The organism is Chryseobacterium sp. NRRL B-14798, assembly GCF_050470705.1.
Lineage (GTDB): Bacteria > Bacteroidota > Bacteroidia > Flavobacteriales > Weeksellaceae > Chryseobacterium > Chryseobacterium cupriresistens.
The window spans coordinates 1-17,392 of sequence record NZ_JBFLUL010000005.1; the positions used below are offsets into that span (position 1 = coordinate 1).

The 17,392-nt window shown below is 37.0% G+C and carries 17 protein-coding genes and 1 pseudogene; 8 read left to right on the forward strand and 10 right to left on the reverse strand.

Going from position 1 to position 17,392, the window contains the following annotated elements; all coding sequences use genetic code 11:
- Positions 1–286: 286 nt before the first annotated feature.
- The 4 genes and pseudogenes from AB1278_RS00380 to AB1278_RS00395 form a co-directional block, all read right to left on the reverse strand.
- A pseudogene (locus AB1278_RS00380) lies at positions 287–796 on the reverse strand (efflux RND transporter permease subunit).
- Between the two features lie 115 nt (positions 797–911).
- Positions 912–1,946, reverse strand: a complete 1,035-nt coding sequence (locus tag AB1278_RS00385; RefSeq protein ID WP_429811725.1) for an efflux RND transporter periplasmic adaptor subunit — start codon at positions 1,944–1,946, stop codon at positions 912–914.
- Between the two features lie 398 nt (positions 1,947–2,344).
- Complete coding sequence (locus AB1278_RS00390; protein ID WP_429811728.1) at positions 2,345–3,109, reverse strand: LytR/AlgR family response regulator transcription factor; 765 nt, start codon at positions 3,107–3,109, stop codon at positions 2,345–2,347.
- Positions 3,106–4,224: a sensor histidine kinase gene (locus AB1278_RS00395; protein ID WP_429811731.1), complete on the reverse strand. Its 1,119-nt coding sequence runs from the start codon at positions 4,222–4,224 to the stop codon at positions 3,106–3,108. The genes AB1278_RS00390 and AB1278_RS00395 overlap by 4 nt, the downstream gene beginning before the upstream one ends.
- 229 nt (positions 4,225–4,453) lie before the next feature.
- On the opposite strand from AB1278_RS00395, the gene AB1278_RS00400 reads away from it, so the two are divergent.
- Entirely contained in the window at positions 4,454–5,278 is an 825-nt protein-coding gene (locus tag AB1278_RS00400) for a universal stress protein (RefSeq protein ID WP_429811704.1), read from the forward strand.
- A 115-nt stretch (positions 5,279–5,393) separates the two neighbouring features.
- Here the strand turns inward: AB1278_RS00400 and AB1278_RS00405 are convergent, their stop codons facing one another.
- A complete protein-coding gene (locus AB1278_RS00405; RefSeq protein ID WP_429811734.1) occupies positions 5,394–6,341 on the reverse strand; it encodes an NADP-dependent oxidoreductase in 948 nt (315 codons plus the stop codon).
- Between the two features lie 120 nt (positions 6,342–6,461).
- Here AB1278_RS00405 and AB1278_RS00410 point away from each other — a divergent pair, with 120 nt between their 5' ends.
- From AB1278_RS00410 to AB1278_RS00440, 7 genes are all read left to right on the forward strand, one after another.
- Complete coding sequence (locus tag AB1278_RS00410; RefSeq protein WP_238349670.1) at positions 6,462–6,809, forward strand: winged helix-turn-helix transcriptional regulator; 348 nt, start codon at positions 6,462–6,464, stop codon at positions 6,807–6,809.
- 219 nt (positions 6,810–7,028) lie between these two features.
- Entirely contained in the window at positions 7,029–7,574 is a 546-nt protein-coding gene (locus tag AB1278_RS00415; RefSeq protein ID WP_202841999.1) for a hypothetical protein, read from the forward strand.
- A 13-nt stretch (positions 7,575–7,587) separates the two neighbouring features.
- Positions 7,588–8,232, forward strand: a complete 645-nt coding sequence (locus tag AB1278_RS00420; protein ID WP_429811713.1) for a hypothetical protein — start codon at positions 7,588–7,590, stop codon at positions 8,230–8,232.
- A gap of 13 nt (positions 8,233–8,245) precedes the next feature.
- Positions 8,246–9,016, forward strand: a complete 771-nt coding sequence (locus AB1278_RS00425; protein ID WP_120232385.1) for a sensor histidine kinase — start codon at positions 8,246–8,248, stop codon at positions 9,014–9,016.
- Positions 9,013–9,657 (forward strand): response regulator transcription factor, encoded by a 645-nt coding sequence (locus AB1278_RS00430; protein ID WP_062672986.1) that lies wholly within the window; start codon positions 9,013–9,015, stop codon positions 9,655–9,657. Before AB1278_RS00425 ends, AB1278_RS00430 begins: the two co-directional genes overlap by 4 nt.
- A gap of 263 nt (positions 9,658–9,920) precedes the next feature.
- Positions 9,921–10,766, forward strand: a complete 846-nt coding sequence (locus tag AB1278_RS00435; RefSeq protein WP_202842003.1) for a caspase family protein — start codon at positions 9,921–9,923, stop codon at positions 10,764–10,766.
- Between the two features lie 72 nt (positions 10,767–10,838).
- Complete coding sequence (locus AB1278_RS00440) at positions 10,839–11,849, forward strand: trypsin-like serine peptidase (RefSeq protein WP_202842005.1); 1,011 nt, start codon at positions 10,839–10,841, stop codon at positions 11,847–11,849.
- Positions 11,850–11,976: 127 nt separating this feature from the next.
- Here AB1278_RS00440 and AB1278_RS00445 read toward each other — a convergent pair whose 3' ends face one another.
- The 5 genes from AB1278_RS00445 to AB1278_RS00465 form a co-directional block, all read right to left on the reverse strand.
- On the reverse strand, positions 11,977–12,630 hold the full coding sequence (locus AB1278_RS00445) for a hypothetical protein (RefSeq protein WP_202842007.1): 654 nt from the start codon (positions 12,628–12,630) through the stop codon (positions 11,977–11,979).
- A 78-nt stretch (positions 12,631–12,708) separates the two neighbouring features.
- Positions 12,709–13,062 (reverse strand): hypothetical protein, encoded by a 354-nt coding sequence (locus AB1278_RS00450; RefSeq protein ID WP_202842009.1) that lies wholly within the window; start codon positions 13,060–13,062, stop codon positions 12,709–12,711.
- A gap of 14 nt (positions 13,063–13,076) precedes the next feature.
- Complete coding sequence (locus tag AB1278_RS00455; RefSeq protein ID WP_202842011.1) at positions 13,077–15,266, reverse strand: toxin glutamine deamidase domain-containing protein; 2,190 nt, start codon at positions 15,264–15,266, stop codon at positions 13,077–13,079.
- 62 nt (positions 15,267–15,328) lie between these two features.
- The gene (locus AB1278_RS00460; RefSeq protein WP_202842013.1) at positions 15,329–15,808 is read right to left on the reverse strand and encodes a hypothetical protein; all 480 of its coding nucleotides are present in this window, start codon (positions 15,806–15,808) and stop codon (positions 15,329–15,331) included.
- Between the two features lie 11 nt (positions 15,809–15,819).
- Positions 15,820–17,382: a hypothetical protein gene (locus AB1278_RS00465; protein ID WP_429811740.1), complete on the reverse strand. Its 1,563-nt coding sequence runs from the start codon at positions 17,380–17,382 to the stop codon at positions 15,820–15,822.
- Between the last annotated feature and the right edge of the window lie 10 nt (positions 17,383–17,392).

Genomic DNA, 17,392 nt, shown 5'->3' on the forward strand with positions numbered 1-17,392 from the left:
TCCACACGGGCAACATCTTTAAGCCTGATGATCTGACTTCCTATATTTTTAACAATAATATTTTCATATTGTTCCGGCTTGTTCTTTTTTCCTTTATAGCGGATTACATATTCTAAGGCTGCATCAGATTCCTCCCAAGTTTTCCCGGAGCTGATTCAAACTTTGGTCTGCGATCGCTCTGGAAACATCTGCCGGTTCAAGTCCGTAAGATGACATTTCTGAGGGTTCAGCCATATTCCTCATGAATAATCTTTCAACCCGAAACCATGGCCTGGCCCTACTCCTTTTACTCTTTTAACCTGGGAATAAGGTTGATATTCGCATAATTTTGAAGGAAAGTTTCATCATATTGTTTATTATCTTCCGTATAAATATTGAAAATCAATACCATACTGTTCTGCTGCTTGGAGGTGGTCAATCCCATTCTCACTACCTCCTGCGGTAGTATCGGGGTGGCCTGCTGTACTCTGTTTTGCACGTTTTACGGCTGCCTGATCAGCATTCACTCCCTGTTTGAATATAATGGATATCGAGAATGTACCATCATTACTTGCTGTGGATTTCATGTATTCCATATCTTCCACTCCATTGATCTGCTCTTCAGCGGTGTTACCACAGAACGGATCACGGTTTCACTGTTTCCTCCGGGATATGATCCTGAAACGGTAATCGTGGGCGGAGAGATGTCCGGAAATCTGGTCACCGCCAGCTGGTTTAATCCTATAATCCCTAAAATAACAATGATAAGGGATATTACCGTCGCCAGTACAGGACGGTCTATTATCTTTTTTAACATTTTTGAATTTTCTAAGAAAGGTTATACAACTATTTCAAAGGAACAGTGTGTGCCACCACCTGTGCTCCGTCTGTAAGAGCATCAATTCTGTTAATGGCAATCTTATCTCCTGCCTTCACACCTTCTTTGATAAAGTAATCCTGGATGTACTTCCTGAAACGGTAATCTGTGTCATTTTCACTTTATCCTTACCATTCAGTTTATAAACAAAGAATCTGTCCTGAATATCTTTTACAGAGGTTTTCGGAAGTTTAATCACACCATTAAGGGCATTATGAATCATCACTCTGGCTGTTCCTCCGGCTCTTAATAATTTATCCGGATTCTGGAAAACAGCTTTCATCTGAATACTTCCGGTATTTCTGTCGAAATTTCCGCTGGCATTTTCCAGTTTTCCTTTAAGAGAATAAGTGGAACCGTCTGCCAGGATAAGCTCTACATTTTCTGCTGTATTTCCTGATGCTGCCGCTCTGCTGTGCGCAATAAAATCAGCTTCATTCATGGAGAAGTACACATTCACGGTGTTGATGCTTGAAAGCGTGGTTAGTGGTGATGGATCAGACGGGCTGATAAGATTTCCTACTCTGTTCGGAATTCTGCCTATGTATCCGCTCACCGGTGCTTTGATATACGTAAAATTGGCGTTAATCTTTGAGGATCCCAATGATGACTGTGCCTGTGCAACCTGTGCTGATGCCGCTTTATAACTCGCCTGAGCGGTTTTCAGCTGCATATCGGAAACTACTTTTCCTTCTACAAGAGGTTTCAGTTTTTCTACTTCAAGTCTTGCTGTTTCCTGTGCCGCCAACGCTGATTTCAAGGCTGCTTCATTGGTATTGACCTGCTCGTTGTACACAGATGGATTTATTCTGAAAAGGGTCTGCCCTTTATTTACATACTGCCCTTCTTTGATATATACTGCCTCCAGATATCCCGTTACCTGTGCTTTGATATCCACATTGTCCTGTCCTTCTATGCTTCCCGGATATCCTGTAGACACATCTGCATCTCCGGATTTTACCTGAATAAAATCTGTAGGCAATGCCTGCTGCATCTGCTGAGTATTTTCCTGGCCGCTCCCAGAACCACACGAGTACAATATGGCTGCAGCTGTAAGTGAAAGTACCAGATATCCTTTTCTGTAATTCATAACATTGGTTTTTAAATTTTACAGGAGCAAAATAACTTCATCTTATAGTGATATTCTTTCAGAAGTTGGGTGAAGTGTCATTAATCGCAGATGAAACGTATGATAGGAAAAATGAAAAGAAAACCGCTATTTTCCTTTGTAATTATGACAAAAAAGAGATTTTTATGGGGAAATAAGAGTGAAACCATTAAGGATAAACATATGGATTTCACAAGTAAAACGAAAAAGAGGATGTCTCAAAAATGTCATTCTGAACACGGACTGAAAGTCTGCAAACGAAGTTCATAAATGTAGTGAAGAATCTCATGTATTGGGATATTGATGAGATTCTTCCTTCGTCAGAATTACATAGGTCAAATTATTTGACTTTGAGACAGCCTTGTCTGTATTTTCCAGAATTAATAATCCATCCAGGATTTGAAAACGGAAGCTTTCTCCCGGCTTACAATCACTTCCATATCAGGCTGTTTCCTCAACTCCAGCTTTAGTTTTCCATTAAAATGATTAAAAATCTGTTTTACGGAATTGATATGAATGATAAATTGTCTGTTGGCACGGAAAAAGAATTTAGGATCCAATTGTTTTTCAAGTTCTTCCAGGGTTTGGGGAACATTTTCTACCACTCCCGTATTCAGCATGGCTTTGCTGATTCCCAATTCGGTATAAAAATAGAGGATATCTTCTGCCAGCACGGTCTTATATCCATCTCTATGGGCAATGAGAAAACGTTTTCTGTAATCTTTCGGCTGGATATAATTTAATAATCCTTCAATGGCTGTTCCTACTACCGGGACGGCTTCCATAAAGGTTTCATAGCGCTTTAAGGCGGCATCCAGCTCTTCTTCTTCAATAGGTTTCAGGAGGTAATCTACACTATTGTATTTGAATGCCTGTACAGCATATTCATCGTATGCTGTTGTAAATATGACGGCACTTTTAACTTCATGCTTGTTAAATATTTCAAAGCTGAGGCCATCTGCAAGTCTTACATCCATCAGGATAACATCGGGAACCACATTATTTTCCAGCCAGTGTACTGTTGAGGTAATCGAGTCTTCCACAGACAGAATTTCGATATGGGGTCTTAACTTCAACAACAGTCTTTTTAACCTGTCTGCATTGGGTCTTTCGTCTTCAACAATTAAAACTTTATTAATCTTCATATCAATGGGAGTTTTACTATAAATTTATCTTCTGTTTTTTCAATCACAGGTTTAGGATATCCTAAGATTTCGTATCGTGCAATGATATTGGTAAGCCCTACTCCTGAGGAATCCGGCTTATTGATTAAAGGCAGAAATGTATTAGAAACTACCAATTCTCCTTCAGGGCTTGTATAAACATGAATCTCCAGAGGATTTACCTTTGAAGTCTGGTTATGTTTAATGGCATTTTCAACCAGCAACTGTAAAGACAGCGGAAGGGTGAATCTGGATTTGTACTCTTCCTGAATATCTATTTTGAATATAACGCCTTCCCCAATTCTTTTTTCAATCAAAAAGATATAGGATTCTAAAAATTTGAGTTCCTCTTCTACGGCAATAATGTCTTTTTTGGAATTTACTAATAAGTATCTGTATACTCTCGCAAATTTCTCGGAATAGTCATATCCCAATTGCTGATCTTCCAGGATGAGTTCTGACAACACACTTAAGTTATTGAAAATAAAATGCGGGTCAATCTGAAGCTTAAGTGCCTGAAGTTCTGCCGCCATTGCAGCCTGCTTGTGTTTTGATGCCCTCAGTTTGTGTTGGGCAGCTTCTACTGCTGTTTTTTTCCAGTTTTCCAATAAATAATCAACAGTATTAAAAGTGCTGATAATCAACGATATGACAATATTAGTAGCGATCCATTGTCCAAGAAGTGTATATTCTTTGCGGGAATCCATTTCAGGTAATGTTACTGAAGTACCATCTACAATTGCATTGATAATAATCACAATCAAAACACTTCCCACGATCTGAAGCAAACACTGAATGAATAATCGCTTTACGGTCCTGTTTCTCCAGGGCAGCCACTTATTGAGCGTCCTGTCTATAAAAATACTTACCTCAGAAATAATGATTGAAAAAAAGATAATCCATGTGGCATCTTCCAAAATCATTTTTAAAGGAGCATCAAGGTAGCCTTTCCAAACGGGATCAAAGGGATCAATAAGGTAGGAAAAAACACAGAAAGTGACCACTGCTAACGCCCAGATCACCAGCCTTCTTTTCATGGTGGAAAGAATCTTCTTATTCCGTACTATTTTTTTCCTGATGGCAGAAATCCTGTTCATATCCGGGACTTTATGAATGTAAATATAGAAATAGATTTTATATGAATATCTTCTATTTTGGACGAGACCGCCAAAACAATACCTGAAACGTAAAATAGCAGAGTTAAAATGAATGTGACGGTTCATCACCTGAAAAAGACATTTCATCATCATTTTATGCAACATCACAGTATTTTTATAATCAGGGAATAGCTGTCTATCATAGTTTTGTGGTATTAAATCCGGTATAATGAAAACAATAATTGTCTGCACAGATTTTTCCCACGAAGCTGAAAACGCTACTCATTATGCAGCATCTATGGCTAAAGAAAACAAATACAGGATTGTGCTTTTCAATCTTCAGTCCGTTTCCATCCATGCCCTGAATGCACAGGTTTCAGCTGATTTTTTCTACACTCAAACGCTTAAAAATCAGAAAAAAATGGAGGATAAGGCGGCGGAGCTTAAAAGATTATATACTGTCGAAACCCAGCATCATCTGGCTTCCGGCAATTTTATTGAAGAGCTTGAAAACTGTATGCAGATTCACGATTGTGATTTTATTGTGATGGGAATGGCTGAAAAAACTCTGGAACAAAAGCTTTTGGGAAACAGTGTAACAAGAGCTATCCACAGAATTAAAAAACCGATACTCATTATTCCCGCACATATAGAATATACAGGAATCAGAAAAATTCTTTTCGCTTATGATACGCACAAAAGCATGACCTGGTCTGCCATGAATGATATTTACCACTTTATTAATGAATTCAACGCTGAGATTGAGGTATTCAATGTAAGTGAAAGATTAGAAGATTTTGCTGAGGTTATTCATGATATTGACCTGAATTCCGGGTACGATCTGGATGATATTAAGTACAGCTTTAAAATGATTCAGTCCATTGAAGTCATCAAAGCGATTGAGGAGGAAATAAAACTGACCAGTCCGGATCTTTTAACCATGATTCCTTATAAATACAATCTTGTAGAATCTCTTTTCCATCGAAGCAAAACAGCCATAATGGCCTATAAGAATAAATTACCATTACTATCAATTCCCTTAAACATAGATTAAGAATCAATAAAAATCTGTTCACATTTGAATTATCCTTTTTGCCTGTAAAGGCTAAATTTTACACTTAATCTTGTTTAACAGGACCGGGAATAGATTTCCGGTCCTGTTTTTATTTTTACAGATTTACTATTACTTTTCCTGCAACGCGGCTGGTCTCAACCTCCAGGTGTGCCAGTGCTATGTCTTCAAACGGGAAAGTTTTATAAACAAATGGTTTCAATGCTTCCTGCTTCAATAAGCCCGCAATTGCTTCTGCAGTTTCTTTTTTAGACTGTACCATCATAAACTCAATATTCACCTTTTTCTGCCTGGCTCTCAATGCAATATCCTCAGGAATCTCAGGCGTCGGAAGTGTTATAATAATACCATTCTCTTTTACAATATCTACCGAATCCGACAAAGCTTTTCCCTGAAGGGTATCAATGACGATATCTACATCCTGTACCTTTTCATAAAAGTTTTCCGTTGTATAATCAATATGTTCATCAGCCCCAAGCGACAAAACAAATTCTTTATTTTTACCGGATGATATGCCGATAACATATGCCCCAAAATACTTCGCCATCTGAACAGCAAAATGACCGACACCACCTGAAGCGGCATGGACCAGAACCTTGCTTCCTTTTTTAATTCCGGCAACATCCACTAAGGCCTGATATGCCGTTGAAGCAGCCATTGAGGCCGCGGCAGCCTGCTGATGGGTAATGTTTTGAGGCTTTAATGCCAGATGAGCCGCCGGGGCAGCCACATATTCTGCATAGGCATTTCCTTTTCCAAAAAAATTGACCATTCCGAAGACTTCATCTCCCGGTTTAAAATCAGTTACACTTTTCCCGGTTTCTACGACTTCTCCCGAGATATCCCATCCTAAAATAACGGGCCTCTTTTCTTCAAAAATCCAGTTCAGAACTCTTTCATATGCTCTGGACTTTACATCTACAGGATTAATGCTTACCGATACTACTTTTACCAATACTTCATCATTTCCTATGACAGGCTTATCTATTTCCGTAAATTGAAGATTTTCAACGCCTCCTGCTTCGTTTACAATAACAGCTTTCATTTTTTTTGATTTTAATTATCGGGCAAATGTAGTCTCATCATATCTTTGCAGCAAGTATGTACTTTTTGGTAATCTACATACTAAAAATATACTAATACTGATTATCAAACCATTGAAAAAATGTTAAAAATAAAAAAAGTTACCAATGAGCCATCCTGTCCTGTTGATTATGCCTTTAAACGGATTGGAGGAAAGTACAAAGGCCGTATTTTATGGTATCTTCATCTGAAGACAGTTATGCGGTATGGCGAACTTCGTAAAACCCTTTCTGATATTACTCCTAAAATGCTTACCCAGACTGTCCGGGAGCTGGAAGATGACGGGCTTATCCATAGAGAAGTGTATCACGAAGTTCCTCCTAAGGTAGAATATTCTTTAACGGAAAACGGCACCGAGCTCATTCCTTTTATTGATTATCTGCGGCTATGGGGTGAAAAGCAGATTGAAAAAGAGAGAATAAAAAGGTAAACCGTTTCCTTCAAAACCATGAATGTTCATCATGGTTTTAATTTTATTACTGAAGGAGTACCATTGGATATTTTTAATTAAAAAGAACAAACCTCATAATTCATATTCAACTGAATATCAAAAAGTCGTAAATTTAGTAAAGGATAAAAACAGTGTTTTCACCCTTTTTTATAGTTGTGTCGTTCGCTAATTTTGTTCCATAAAATTAAAACCATAAAAATGAAAACTTCCTTTTTTACTAAGATTTTAAGTCCCTTATGTGCAGCTCTTATTCTGGCATTTTGTCTGCTTAGCTGCACCGAACCTCCTAAAGAACCTGTAAGCAACAGTTATAAAAAGAAACTGATCAGCTACCGTGAAGGGCGAGTTCTTTTTGATGAATACACCAGAACCAATCATGAAATTCTCATGAAGTACAGAAACGGTGAACCCGATTCGAGATGGTACTGGTTTTCGCTTGAAGATATGGAAGGCTATATTAAATATGTAAAAGAAAATGCCAGAAAACAAAAATTAAAAAATCCAGGAATCAGGATCTACATGGGAAAATATCCAATGAATCATCCTAAAAACAGAATGGCAAAACCTGAATATGCAGGTTACCAAACTATATTTTTAGTACCTACTGCCCAAAAAAGAGAAAGAGAGAAGGTTATGGCCAGATCAGCCACCACCGAAGAAAACACAGACGTTACTTCAATAGAATCTATGAATATGACCAATCTGGCCCCGCCACCAAAAACGTTATCGGAAACAATGCCTTAAAAAACACAGCATTATGAACTGGAATATTGAAACAGGGAAACAGATATCGATGACCATTTCCATTGTAGTGATGATTCTAATGGTCATAAAATACAGAAAACCCGGAAAGGAGAATTTATTTTTTATCATAGGATATCTGTTGTTTTCCCTGATTGATATTTCCTGTTATTTCTATTTCAAGCTGACCAATCTGCCTACGGACATCTTCTATGTAATTGGTTTTTTAATGATTGTATTTTTTCTGTACTTACTGTATTATTACCAATTATTATATGTTCCGCTGCTCAAAAAGATACAGACCATCATCCTGGTTCTTTTTGTCCTCAATATTGTTGTGATGTTTTATACAGAAGATGATCTGCTTCATCATTTTTCTTTTAATATGCTCTATGCAGATATCCTCCTGTTGCTGTTTTCAATCATTTTGTTCCTGTACCAAACCTTTAATTCTGATAAAGTATTGGAAATCAAAAATTATTTACCATTCTGGATATCAGTTGCTTTGCTAATATTCTTTATTGGAAGCATCCCGATATTCTTTTTTAGAACTACTGTATCAGAGACTATTTATTTTTTTATTTTATTTATGCTGAATCTGATCAGTAATGGCATACTCATATTGGGTTTAATCTGGAACAAACAGGAAAGAACAAGATAAATGCTTTGCAGATATGGAAGAGAATAATCTGGTCATCATCTTTACGATTACTTTATTCATCGTTGTTTTGACAATGGTCTTCATCTATGCGGTTTTTATCAGGAAAAAAACAACCCTGCTGATTGAGCAGAAGGAAAAAGATCTTCGGTTTGAAAAGGAACTGGCGACTTCCCAGGTAGAAATGAAAGAACAGACTCTCAATTATATCGGGCAGGAATTGCATGATGATCTGGGGCAGAAATTATCTGTGGTCCGCTTACGTCAAAACCAGCTGATTACCAAACTCCGGAATTCAGAAAAAGAAGACCTCATCGAACTCAATGAATTATTGGGAGAATGTATACAGGATATCAGAAACCTGTCTAAAACATTGATTACTGAACAGATTATTCATTTCGGACTGGCAGAATCCATTGAAAGAGAAGTGAAGAGAATTAAAAAACTGAAATTATTAAAAATAGAATTCATCACACAAAAGCAGGATATTGATATTTCGCCTAAACACGGACTGATCCTTTTCAGAATTATCCAGGAAAGTATCAATAATATTCTGAAACATTCCAAAGCCAAAAATGTTTCCATACACATGGAGGATGACTGTGAAAAATTACATATCAGTATCTCGGACAACGGAAGAGGCTTTGATATCAATAGTAATCAGGACGGCTCAGGATTAAAAAATATGGAACTGAGAGCCAAACTGATTCACGCTGAACTATCTATACATTCAGAACTGAATAAAGGAACACAAACTTTGATAACCTATCATAAAAATTTATTATGAAAACAATTCCCATAGCGATCGTTGATGATCATACCTTAATCTCCAAAGCACTGGAGAATATGATCACAGAAAACACTCAATATCGGGTCATTATGAATCATCCCAACGGAGAAGAATTTATTGCAGGCGTGGAAAAAGCTTCTGAATTACCCGCTGTAGTCCTGATGGATGTCAATATGCCTTATAAAAATGGTATAGAAACTACAGAATGGCTTACAGAGCATTATCCTGATATTAAAGTCATTGCCCTTACCATGGATGATGATGAAAGAATATTGATTAAAATGCTGAAAGCAGGCGCTAAAGGCTATCTGCTGAAAGATATGCAGCCTTCCATTCTTTTCCAGGCTATTGAAACGGTATTTGAGAAAGGCAGCTTTTATACTGATTTTGTAGCCCAAAAGCTATTGAAAGTAAAAACAGAGGAAGCGAAAAATGCCTCCCTGCTTTCTGAGCTGAGAGACCGGGAGAAAGAATTTATCAAATGGGCCTGCAGCGAACTTACTTATAAGGAGATTGCTGACAAAATGTGCCTCAGTCCTAAAACCATTGATGGCTACAGAGATTCGGTTTTTGTGAAACTGGATATAAAAAACAGAGCGGGTCTGGTACTTTTTGCTTTGAAGCATGATTTGTGCTGACTTAATTTTTAATCTATTTATTCCCTGAAAAAATAAACATCTTTACATTCTATTGACGAATCCGGCAGCTTTTCAAGCTGCCGGATTTTTATTTCACAACTCGTTCATTTACAAACGAAAAGGTGTTTTTCCTTTTTCAAAATACGGTTTTCTCCTCTGTTTTTGCTCTTCTGAAAGATGGAATTTTGTCATAGAAAAAAAGCACAAAAAGGCAGCACCCGAAAAGCCGGAACAGAGTAGGGAATATTTTTAAAACTAATACAATGAAAAAAGCACTTATCGTAGGAATTAATGATTATGCACCCATCGGATACGGAGGTCCGGATCTTAACGGCTGTGTAAATGACGCGAGAGATATGGCCAATACATTGGTGATCTGTGGTTTTAGTCCGGCAAAGATTAAAATCCTGACCAATCAGAATGCTACAAGAGCGAATATATTGAACTATCTGAAATCCATGATCAGCACGAGTGTAAAAGGAGATTCTCTTGTTTTTTATTATTCAGGGCACGGAACCAGAGTGGCCAATATCGGATCGGATCTTGAACTGGATGGTTTGGACGAGGCTATTTGTCCGCATGATTATGCCAATAACGGTGTCATTCGTGATGATGATTTTAAAACCGTTCTCAGCAAGCTAAAAGCCGGAGTAAATATGGAAGTTATCTTCGACTGCTGTTATTCGGGAACAGGAACCAGAAAAATGGATCTGGGGCTGGAAGCTGATCTTCTCAACGAAACTGCCCGCTATATTCCTCCAATGCTTGAGGATGAATTTTATCTCACTTACGCCAGTGAAATGGAAACCTCTAAAAATTCAAAAAAATCAACCGTTCTCACTAAAGCGCTTGTGCCTGTTACCGGAATGAATCATACGTTATGGGCTGCAGCAAAAGACAATCAGGTGTCCATGGAAGGAAATATCAGCGGACAGATACGAGGCTATTTTACGTATCATTTCTGTAAAATATTACGTGCTACCAACGGTAATATTGTAAGAAAAACTCTTGATAAACAGGTTGCCATTGCCTTAGCGGCTATGGGAGCAGCCCAGATCAACCAGACAGAAAGCATCACTGGAGAATTTTCACAAAAAATATTCACTTAACTAATAACCATTACCGGCGGAATCCGAAAAGCCATCAAAAGAGTAGGAATATACCAGATTAAAATAATAATCATGTCAAAAACCGAAAACAACAACCCAATGACCGCTGAAGAAGTTCTAAGACTTAGAACTGTTAAAGCAAAATCAACTGAAAAACCAGAAGCAGTTGAAAAACTATTTAAGCAGGCTCCCGCTATGGAAACCATTAACGGAAGAACTTTTCCTAAAGGAATGAAAACAATAGGAATGCCTATGGACGAAAAAACAGCAGAAAACCGGGCACTGGAAACCGACCATTTCTATCCTACCCATGCTGATTTTGAGTACAATCCAAAGCTTGAACCGAAAAGAGACCGTAAACCTAAATTTATCGACAGGGATTCTTTCCTGACTCCTGAAAATGCAAGAACCATTTTTGGAGTCGATCAGAGAAAAGTATACAATTCTACAGCCTATCCGTGGAGATGTGTCGGCAGAGTAGAAAGTTCTCTGGGGTCTGGAAGCGGTGTGATGATCGGGCCTAGACACCTTCTTACCTGCTCTCACATTGTAGACTGGCAGCCTAATAATACAACAGGATGGCTGAAATTCACACCCATGTATTACAACGGAAGCGCTCCTTACGGAACTGCCTGGGGTACCTTAACGTATTACAAGTATAAAGTTGCAGGACCTTCTATTGATTCTACAGAGATACAATATGATTATGTGGTAATTGTATTGGACAGACCTATCGGAAACAGCACAGGCTGGTTAGGTTCAAAATCCTATTCAGATTCATGGGACGGTGGTGCCTACTGGACCCACGCAGGATATCCGGGAGACCTTACCGGAACGCAAAGACCTACCTACCAGACAGGTATCGCACTGGATGGAGATTTCTGGAGTGCTGATGACAACGAAAGCATGAGCCATAAAGCAGATATATGGCCTGGACAAAGCGGAGGTCCTTTCTGGGGATATTGGGATGGCTCTCCGTATGCTGTAGCAACCCAAAGCGCACATAATCCAAGCGATAATTTTGCAAGTGGCGGCTCAGATTTAGTCAATCTGGTCATCAGAGCGAGAAATGAACATCCTTAATTTATTTTTTTAGTTTAAATTAATATCCCGCTTTCAAAGCGGGATATTTTTTAAGAATCTTTTCTATATTCTTTTATTTAACACTCAAAAACCATTTTCTAAAAAGCGTAAAATTTAAATGCATCTGTTATTTAATAATAATCGTATTGTAATAATCTAAAACAATATCTTGTTCGAATGCATCTGTTGTACTATCTCTCCATCCTCGATCTCTACCTTCTTTTTTATGTATTTTATATTCTTCTGTTTTTTTAAATATCTGAAATAACCTTGCTTTATAATCCAAAATTTGTTCTAAATTAAAATGCTGGCTCATTACAATATTCCCTTTATTGATTTCAAAAAGGGCATTCTTCTCGTAGTTTACATTCATTTCATTCAATGTTCCCTTACCCGAAGTAAAAAGAACCAACCCCGAATACCAATCTATTTTCCTATCCGTTTTGGTTGGAAATATCTCATTAGTGATATTTGTATATAATCCATTATCTTCCTTTTTAAGAATCCAAAACTCCTTAACATAGATTTCATTGTTTTCTATTTCATAAACAGTATGATAGCCTTTAGGAGAGGCCAAAGTTTCAAACAAACCCTTTAGTTTTTTAGCTGGGTACAATTCAAAATAGCTTTTCATCAGATCTTTTTTCGCAAAATATCCCGTATTATTAATACTTATATTATCAAGGTATCTTCCATTTTCATAATAGTCATAGAGGTTAGTTTGGGCATAACCTTTACAAAAAAACAGCATAATAATGAAAATCAAACTTGTTTTTAGCATGTAATAAATTTTAAAGTTGAAACTCTACTAATAAAAAAATCTTGAATTTTATTTCCATTTTTAGTTTGGTTATGACTTTTACAGATTTATAGGATCGAAAAACCCATCTTGATCTTCTTCCAACTGTAATAATTTATTTTTATCCTTTTTATAAAGCATAATATTTTCTTCCACAGAAATAGCAGTCATCATTTTATACACATTTAGTGTATCTTTCTCAATAATAATAGGACCATTTCCTGCTAAAAAATTAGAAAAATCTTCTTTAATATTCTTTACCTGCCAATAAAACACCCACCCGAAAGGACGTTCTTCTGTAAGATGATCATATATGACAATATCTGGATCTCCTTCTTCATTCCAGATTATTAAATTATTCTGATAATCTACAAATCTTTGCATTTTTGCTCTTGCTTGCTCTTTTGTGTACATAATAGTTTTTTTAATTAATTTGTTGGTAAAAATTGATAATAATCATAGACTAATTTTGCTCTCTTACCAATTTGTCCATCAAGAAATTTAATCACTCCGTTTTCATTAATTACATTAAAGTAATGTCCCATATTTGTTCCTTCTTTATATCCAAAAATAATTCCTCTTTTACCTGGTTTTAAATCTCTTATTAAGTCATTTAAATTAGTTGTCCAATTTGAAAACTTAGTTCCGAATTCTTTTTCTAAAATTATAGGCTTTGTACCTTCATATAAAGAAACATAATTTTCCCAATTCCCATTTCTAAATCGTTTCTGAATTGTATAGGGTAATGCAGATGCCGGCTTTCCTGCTAATATAGCATCTGTTGCAATAGCACAGTTTGCACAATTAAATTTTCCTTCCTGCAAATTAACTTTCCAAATAGAAAATAATTTTTTACTTATTCCACCTCCTTCTATTTCATCTAAAGATTTTTTCTCTACATTTTTCTTCTTGTCTATTTCCTCCTGAATCCTCTTCTGCTTATCCTTCGCCATCTTCTGTTTTGGAGACAGACCATGATCTGCTACCTCTTCACCAAAACCAAAGACCTCATTTAAAATCTTTTCTAATTTAGAAAAAATTTCTTTTGATCCCTTTTTAAATTCCCGGAGAATCATTCGAATAAATTCTATTATCTTGGTCAGTCCATTCTCTGCTGTTGTAATTGCCTTGGTGATCTTTTCCAGTGGATTCAGTACAAAACTTTCTACGGATTTGGCCAGCTTGGCTACGGCCGCCGTTCCACCTGTAAGAAGTGTTTCCACAATAATATCGATGATAATCCCAATGATATATCCGTAATAATAAGCCCCTTTTTCCAGTGTGATCTGAGGAATCATTTCTTCCACCCAATTTACCAGACGGACAATGGTTTTTATCTGGAAGGTAATGCACTGCTTAAAGAATTCCACATAATCAAAAGTCAGAATGCCTTCCAGCAAATCTTCCATCAGTTCCAGGAACATTTCCCCATATTCCTCTTTTCTGTCATTTACTTTATCCATGGCAGCGACTGCTTTGAAGATAAAGCCGATGATGGAAAAGATTCCGGCAATAATATCAACCAGGCTGTTATAAATTCCACAAAGAAAAGCATTGGCAATCTGATAGTTTTTGTAGACAATATGCTGCATTCCGGTAAGTGGGTCTGCAATAAACTTCTCCAGCTTGTCGATCTGGTTAAAAAAGAAGGTCAGGGATTTGTTGATCTTTTTATAGATAAAAGCAGGGAAGAAAGTTTCAGCGTTGTTCAACAGGCTATTAAAATCTTCTTTTGCTTCATTGATGCTTTCAAAAAATGATTTTACAATTTTGGCATTGATTTTTTTCTGGCCAGCAAGATTTTCATAAGGATTCTGGGATGCTTTATGTTCATAGAAATCTTTTATCTCTTTATAAAATACTTCCGGAATAAATGCAGGATCATACTCTCCTTCTTTTGGATTGGGATTCCATCCGTTTTCTGAGATCCTTAGTTTGACTATGTTTTCGGCAATACCTTCTGTAAAAAAAGTTGAAGCGGCTTCCAAAGCTTCCTGTTTAAAAAAACTGAATATTTCTCCGATACTTTTATCTTTCAAACCCAGAAACCAGCTTATAAAATCTACTTTATTTCTGTAAATACCTTTTTCAATAAGATTTTTGAGTGATTTTGGTGTAACGGTTACCTCATGTTTTCTTGTAAAACCGAGAATGTCTGCAAAAGGCATATCCTTTTTATTTGTAAGCCCTGCTCCCGCTACAGCACGCATTACCGTATTATGATTGTAACGGTCATCAATTTCTAAAAATAGAATCAGTTCATTGCTATTGGGTAAAGCTTCCAAATAACGCTGTAAAAGAAAAGCTCCATTTTTACTGGCAAAAAGAACAACATCAACTCCGGCTATGGTCTGGCTGAACCTGCTTTTATAGACAACAACTTCATCGATATTTCCTCCAAATACAGGATCATCCGAATAGATCTGAAATCCATTACCGTCCACAACCGGCTTTCCTCCATAGTAAGTATTTGCAATCTGCAGTGAGGTTTTTTGTTTTAATTCCGGAGGAGATTCCTGAACCGGAAAAATAGTCTTAATAAAATCAGGATTCTCATTTCCGGGAGAGAAATCCGTGATGTTCCTCAATAAAGGATTATTTAAAATTTCTAAACTCATTTTGTGATTTTTTAAGGTGAATAAAGGCAGGGTTTTAAGACCCTGCCAGTAATTAAAAAAGTTTAAGAAAGCTTGTCCAGCTGATCCTTGTGGTCTTTCACAAATTCATCAAGATAAGAGGCTAAAAGTTCAGTAAAGCCAGTCTTATTATTTTTCAACAACCAAAGCATATACTTATAGCTCTGAATTTTTACCTTATCCGTACGCACCTCCTCCGTAGGCTCAGCCAGAGGAAGCTCTACAGGATTATTACTACTATCACGAAGGTAGCTCCACGTATCTTTATAGATTACCCATTCCGGAGAAGGAAGTGAAATATTAATATCTTCTCCTGTTTCCTTGTCTTTCAGTATCTGCTTATATCTGAAACTGATGAACTGTTGTTCAGATTTAGCATCAATATCCAATACACGAATACTTCTTTGAAATTGTGGAAGCTTCGGATGTTCCTGAAGTGGAAGTTCTGCAAGGCTTAATGAAATATTCTCTACATTATTAAGGATTTCTTTAATGTTTTCCGGTATAATTAAATGTTCGTTCATAATTTTTGTTTTTAAAATTTGTATAAATTGATAATATTTAACGATGTTGTTGCATTTCCTCCCATATTGTTGACGGCCATATTCAGGCTGTATTCAACGTCAGGAACAGAAATAATGGCCAGTGATGTAACTCCCCTTGCTGTCATAGAAACAGTCATTGAGGTTCCGTTTTTAACAATAATAACATTGATGGTCTCGTTGGTTCCGGTAGTCCCTGCACTAACGGCTCCCACTACTGTATTATTAAGATAATGAACTCTGTATCCTAAACTGTTTCCCAGTGTTCCTACTGTTTTCAAACGGGTAATTGTCTGATCCAATAATTCTACATTCGATGCATTATTCATCAGTCCTACATATTGTGTTTTTGAGGTCATATTAGCTGCATGCTGATAATTGACAGAAAATTCCAGATAAAAATTTTCTCCGGCATTATTAAGCTTTGAAGATTTAAGTGCGGCTACGATAGTAGGATCATCCGTACTGTAAGCTTTTACAGCAGAGTTACTTTGATAAATAGCTGATCCTCCGCTACCAAATGTGTCGGGATTAGATGCATTATTATAAATCTTTTTGGTCCATGTCAATGCTGATACATCTGCAATCTGTAGATTCTGCACTACTGAAACTGTAAGGGGTGTCACATAATAAGCGACTCCATTCCATAGTCTTATCTTATACTGTCCTATGGGTAAATCCTTAAAGTTGTAATAGAATGTCAGGTCTAATCCATTGGTATATAATTGTACCTGTGAATTAGGAACAGTGGCTAATTTCGTAGAGCCGCTTTCATCCATGATATCTATGGAGAAAAATGTAGGAGGGAGGTTAAGGTTGGCTCCTCTTAAGCTGATCCAGTAGTTTTTATTCTGCTTATCCACAACAGGAGGAGTAATAACAGCAACACTCATAGTATTAGTAGTCCATCCTCCGTTCATTGCTGTTTTCCATGCTGTTTTTTCTGCTTCGGAAAGAGTAGCAGGCAAGCTTAAGAACGGCTGCTTTCCATTTGTTTTACCTACACGTCCTGAAGAGTTCTGAGATAAGAAAGTACTAAAGGTAGCATCATTGGAAACATCATTCAATCCTGTGATCGAATAATAAAGTCCTGAAGTATCTAATGTCCAGTTGGCTCCTAATTTCAGTCCTGCTCCCACAACAGATGTAAGTGATGAATTGGCTATATTTTTTCCCAGATCACCGGCGGGAAGTTTGGCAACACTTCCGTTATCATTCATTCCTATGATTTTAGGATAATCCTGCGCATTTCCATCTGTCAGAGGAATTTCTAATTTTTTAGCTAATTTCTCTTGTGTCTTGATATTATATTGAGCCTGACTTGCCATTCCTTCTGCTACAAGATCCGCATTTGAAATACTGACATGACTATCAGCTAATTCCAGGGGAATGGTTCCATCAACAACGGCATGCGTTTTTAAATCTCCGTTTTCATCAACAGCATAATCTGTGTAAGTGGGAGAACCTAATGCAGCTACCTGATAGATCGCATTCGCTTCTCTTTCTCCAATGGGAGGCAATTCATTGACACGTATAATTTTTCCTATAATTGGCATTTTTTTTAAT

Coding starts and splice junctions, on each gene's coding strand:
- AB1278_RS00415 (WP_202841999.1), top strand. CDS start 7,029: ATGAAAACTTCCTTTTTTACTAAGATTTTAAGTCCCTTATGTGCAGCT.
- AB1278_RS00440 (WP_202842005.1), top strand. CDS start 10,839: ATGTCAAAAACCGAAAACAACAACCCAATGACCGCTGAAGAAGTTCTA.
- AB1278_RS00410 (WP_238349670.1), top strand. CDS start 6,462: ATGTTAAAAATAAAAAAAGTTACCAATGAGCCATCCTGTCCTGTTGAT.
- AB1278_RS00405 (WP_429811734.1), bottom strand. CDS start 6,341: ATGAAAGCTGTTATTGTAAACGAAGCAGGAGGCGTTGAAAATCTTCAA.
- AB1278_RS00400 (WP_429811704.1), top strand. CDS start 4,454: ATGAAAACAATAATTGTCTGCACAGATTTTTCCCACGAAGCTGAAAAC.
- AB1278_RS00465 (WP_429811740.1), bottom strand. CDS start 17,382: ATGCCAATTATAGGAAAAATTATACGTGTCAATGAATTGCCTCCCATT.
- AB1278_RS00385 (WP_429811725.1), bottom strand. CDS start 1,946: ATGAATTACAGAAAAGGATATCTGGTACTTTCACTTACAGCTGCAGCC.
- AB1278_RS00420 (WP_429811713.1), top strand. CDS start 7,588: ATGAACTGGAATATTGAAACAGGGAAACAGATATCGATGACCATTTCC.
- AB1278_RS00450 (WP_202842009.1), bottom strand. CDS start 13,062: ATGTACACAAAAGAGCAAGCAAGAGCAAAAATGCAAAGATTTGTAGAT.
- AB1278_RS00445 (WP_202842007.1), bottom strand. CDS start 12,630: ATGCTAAAAACAAGTTTGATTTTCATTATTATGCTGTTTTTTTGTAAA.
- AB1278_RS00390 (WP_429811728.1), bottom strand. CDS start 3,109: ATGAAGATTAATAAAGTTTTAATTGTTGAAGACGAAAGACCCAATGCA.
- AB1278_RS00435 (WP_202842003.1), top strand. CDS start 9,921: ATGAAAAAAGCACTTATCGTAGGAATTAATGATTATGCACCCATCGGA.
- AB1278_RS00430 (WP_062672986.1), top strand. CDS start 9,013: ATGAAAACAATTCCCATAGCGATCGTTGATGATCATACCTTAATCTCC.
- AB1278_RS00425 (WP_120232385.1), top strand. CDS start 8,246: ATGGAAGAGAATAATCTGGTCATCATCTTTACGATTACTTTATTCATC.
- AB1278_RS00460 (WP_202842013.1), bottom strand. CDS start 15,808: ATGAACGAACATTTAATTATACCGGAAAACATTAAAGAAATCCTTAAT.
- AB1278_RS00455 (WP_202842011.1), bottom strand. CDS start 15,266: ATGAGTTTAGAAATTTTAAATAATCCTTTATTGAGGAACATCACGGAT.
- AB1278_RS00395 (WP_429811731.1), bottom strand. CDS start 4,224: ATGAACAGGATTTCTGCCATCAGGAAAAAAATAGTACGGAATAAGAAG.